The organism is Saccharospirillum impatiens DSM 12546, from assembly GCF_000423605.1.
GTDB lineage: Bacteria > Pseudomonadota > Gammaproteobacteria > Pseudomonadales > Natronospirillaceae > Saccharospirillum > Saccharospirillum impatiens.
In genome coordinates, this window is sequence record NZ_AUIH01000114.1 from 1 (window position 1) to 3,031 (window position 3,031).

3 protein-coding genes are annotated in these 3,031 nt (G+C 50.8%); 1 reads left to right on the forward strand and 2 read right to left on the reverse strand.

The window, feature by feature from the left end; genetic code table 11:
- Positions 1-364: 364 nt before the first annotated feature.
- Both G565_RS25295 and G565_RS0120560 read right to left on the reverse strand, forming a co-directional pair.
- Positions 365-1,084 carry a gamma-glutamylcyclotransferase gene (locus G565_RS25295; protein WP_051208354.1) on the reverse strand — a complete coding sequence of 240 codons (720 nt, stop codon included), beginning with the start codon at positions 1,082-1,084 and terminating at the stop codon, positions 365-367.
- A gap of 77 nt (positions 1,085-1,161) precedes the next feature.
- Positions 1,162-2,049 carry a LysR family transcriptional regulator gene (locus tag G565_RS0120560; RefSeq protein WP_028672483.1) on the reverse strand — a complete coding sequence of 296 codons (888 nt, stop codon included), beginning with the start codon at positions 2,047-2,049 and terminating at the stop codon, positions 1,162-1,164.
- A 139-nt stretch (positions 2,050-2,188) separates the two neighbouring features.
- Between G565_RS0120560 and G565_RS0120565 the strand changes: the two genes are divergently transcribed.
- Complete coding sequence (locus G565_RS0120565; protein WP_028672484.1) at positions 2,189-2,926, forward strand: NAD(P)-dependent oxidoreductase; 738 nt, start codon at positions 2,189-2,191, stop codon at positions 2,924-2,926.
- The last annotated feature ends 105 nt before the right edge of the window (positions 2,927-3,031 follow it).

Below are 3,031 nucleotides of genomic sequence, written 5' to 3' on the forward strand. Positions count from 1 at the left end.
GAAGCATCAAAGAAATGGACCATGCCGATCCGCAACTGGAAGCAGGCCCTAAATCGTTTTATGATCGAATTTGAAGACCGCTTGGCGGATTACCGGTGAATCTGGCAGTTACACAGAAATATTTACAGGCTCTCGTGACACCCAATACTATGCTTTTTAATAAAAGCTAGCGTAGACCAAACTTGGGTAGTTGTCGGATGTTGCTGTTCCTTTAGCCTGCCCCGGTTAGGGTTTTATCCTGAAACACCCATCTGAACAGCATTATTTCAGGCTATCAAGTTATATCCCTTGATAGTCGGCTATAGTGGCTGTCCTGTTAACCCTTGCTGTAAATCCGTTGATGACCGGCTCGTGTGCGCAATTCCTACTTCTCAAGCTGATTCAGCTCTCTCACTAATCCTTCAACCTCGTCGTCTTCGATGCCAAGAAGCCTGAATTGCCGCGCGATGTTTCTAAGATAGTCTGCACTGTAACCCAGAAAACCAGAACCATTCGCCAGGTAGTCAAGTTGCTCCGTTCGGCTCAGTTCAGGCTCGATTAGTTCTGCATCAAAATCGGCAACAAAGGTCAGCGCATTGACGGTGTCTTCACCGATTTGTGCAGGAACGAATACCGGAAAGTAGGCAGGTCCGATAAACTCACGGCGCCAGAGGATATCGGTTTCCCTCTCAATGGCTTCCATGTCGATGCGAAACGCCAGCCCCTCGCATTCACCGCCTGCATCTAGCGCGGCCATAAGGCCAGGGGCTTCACGCGTGCCTCGTGCCCCATGAATGTCTTTTAATATGAAACGGCGTTGATAGCCATCAACGAGGGCTCGCCTGACCTCAGTAAACCGAATGGCCGGGTCCCACATGAGCGATCCATACGCGAAGATCCAAAGATCCTCCGAGCGATGCTCGGTCAGTGCTTCTTCTCTGATCGAATTACGGTGTTCATCCGTGTGCCACCAGCCTGTGGGCAATCCTCTGTCGATCAGTATGTTTTCGAGCTTGTTGATCGAAAAATCCCGAAAAAAGGAGTCTTCTGGTCTCGTGATCAGCTCAGCGAGTTCCGGGTGATGAGAGAATGGGTCATTGGTCATTATGAAACCTTCGAAACGTGAAAAAGATACAAGACATCCAGGATGTGCGCCCTGGACACTGAAGTCTATTTCATTAATCAAAACAACGCATTGGCCAGGGTATCAAATACCAGATTAACCCCTGGGTTAGTGCGCAGTTCGCGATGACAAACCAGCCAGACCGGGATCTCCATCACCGGCTCGACTTCGGGTAATAAAGAGGTCAGTTCCGGTATTTTATAGCCAATATCCGTCGGAAGAAAAATAAGGCCCTGATCCAGCTTTGCCAGTTCGATGTGCAGCAATTGAAATTGACTGATAATCGGAAAGTGGTAGGTATCGCTCTCACCACCAAGCTTGCGAAGATGGTCTCTTACGCTGCTGCTGAGGTCGTAACCGATAAAGTCTGCATGGCGGATGTCCTTGAGTTGGCTGACGCCCGGAAACCTCTCGGCGTACAGCGGTGAGCAGTATAAGCCTATGGGTTCATCAGCAATTTTCCGGGTAATCAGATCACCCTGTTCTGGCCTGAAGTTGCGAATGGCAATATCGGCTTCCCGTCGCTTCAGGTCTGCTACGTCGTTGGACACGTCGATCCGAAGTTCAATGTCGGGTGCGATCTGGCGAATCGCTCGGACGACAGGCGGTATTCTAAAAACAGCGTCCAGCTGACTGACGGATACCGTGACCAGCCCCGATAATTCTGTTCTTTGCGCCAGCGCCATTAGCGACAGTTGATTGGCCGCTTCAGCCATTTGCTTCACATAACCAACCAGCTTCTGACCGCTTAGGGTCAGTACCTGACGCTTGCCCACCTGCTCGAACAGGGTGACATTAAGTTCCTGTTCCAGTGCCGTAATTTGTCGGCCAAGTGTGGGCTGGGTCATATTCAGCGATCGGGCGGCAGCCGACAGGGACCCCTCTTCGGCAACAATCAGAAACGCCCGTGTTCTGTTCCAGTCAAATTGGATTGAACCCCACTCCATACTAAAACGCATACCTCGCAGTACTATTTCGGTGATTAATCTGATTATTTGTATGGGTATACTGGCTCTCAATGGGTCTGCGGTCAACTTTCTTACCCGTAAACGACTTTCCGACCCCACGGATAATTGAGGAAGATGCATGAAATTTTTTATCGCCGGCTCAACCGGGGCAACCGGGCGGCACGTCACCAATCTGTTGTTGCAGCAGGGGCATCAGGTCGTCACCGTGGCGCGCAACACCGCAGCGCTCAATAAAGAAATTAGCCTGTACCCGCAACTTGAAGTAAAGGTCGGTAGTCTGCTAGAGCTGGCGGATGATGAGCTGGATAACTTGATTTCTGGCTGTGACGGCGTGATTTCCTGCTTGGGACATAACCTGACGTTCAAGGGTATCTATGGTGCACCCCGGCTATTGTGCCGTGAAGCAGTTGAAAGGATATCTCGCTCGATCATTCGCACCAGACGTCAGCATGCGGGGAAGCGGCCTCCAACCATGTTCCTGTTAATGAACACCAATGGCAACCGCAACCGCGATCTAGCCGAGAAACTGAGTGCGGGTGACCGACTGGTTATTGGCATTGTGCGGCTGCTATTGCCTCCCCACCGAGATAATGAGTTGGCCGCAGAATTTCTGAGAAAGGATATTGGTCAGAATCACCCGGACATCAGGTGGGTCGTTGTTAGGCCTGATGGTCTGGTGAACATTGATCAGGTGAGTGATTACCAGAGTTTTCCATCGCCGGTCCGGGGGGTGGTGTTCAATTCCGGCCAGGTGAGCCGTATCAATGTCGCCCATTTCATAACAACAATGGCGTGTGACGCGAGCGAATGGCAGAAGTGGGAGGGCAGAATGCCCGTTGTGTATAACGCGGAATAAATTGTGGCTGTTAACAGGCTGTTGAAATTATTCCGCATGAACCGTGGGTTTGGTAACATACTCTCAGTCAAACTGATCCGGAGCCAATCAGATAATGCGCGGTCT

Excerpts from the sequence above, each read along its gene's own strand:
- G565_RS25295 (WP_051208354.1), bottom strand. The coding sequence starts at position 1,084 with ATGACCAATGACCCATTCTCTCATCACCCGGAACTCGCTGAGCTGATC.
- G565_RS0120560 (WP_028672483.1), bottom strand. The coding sequence starts at position 2,049 with ATGGAGTGGGGTTCAATCCAATTTGACTGGAACAGAACACGGGCGTTT.
- G565_RS0120565 (WP_028672484.1), top strand. The coding sequence starts at position 2,189 with ATGAAATTTTTTATCGCCGGCTCAACCGGGGCAACCGGGCGGCACGTC.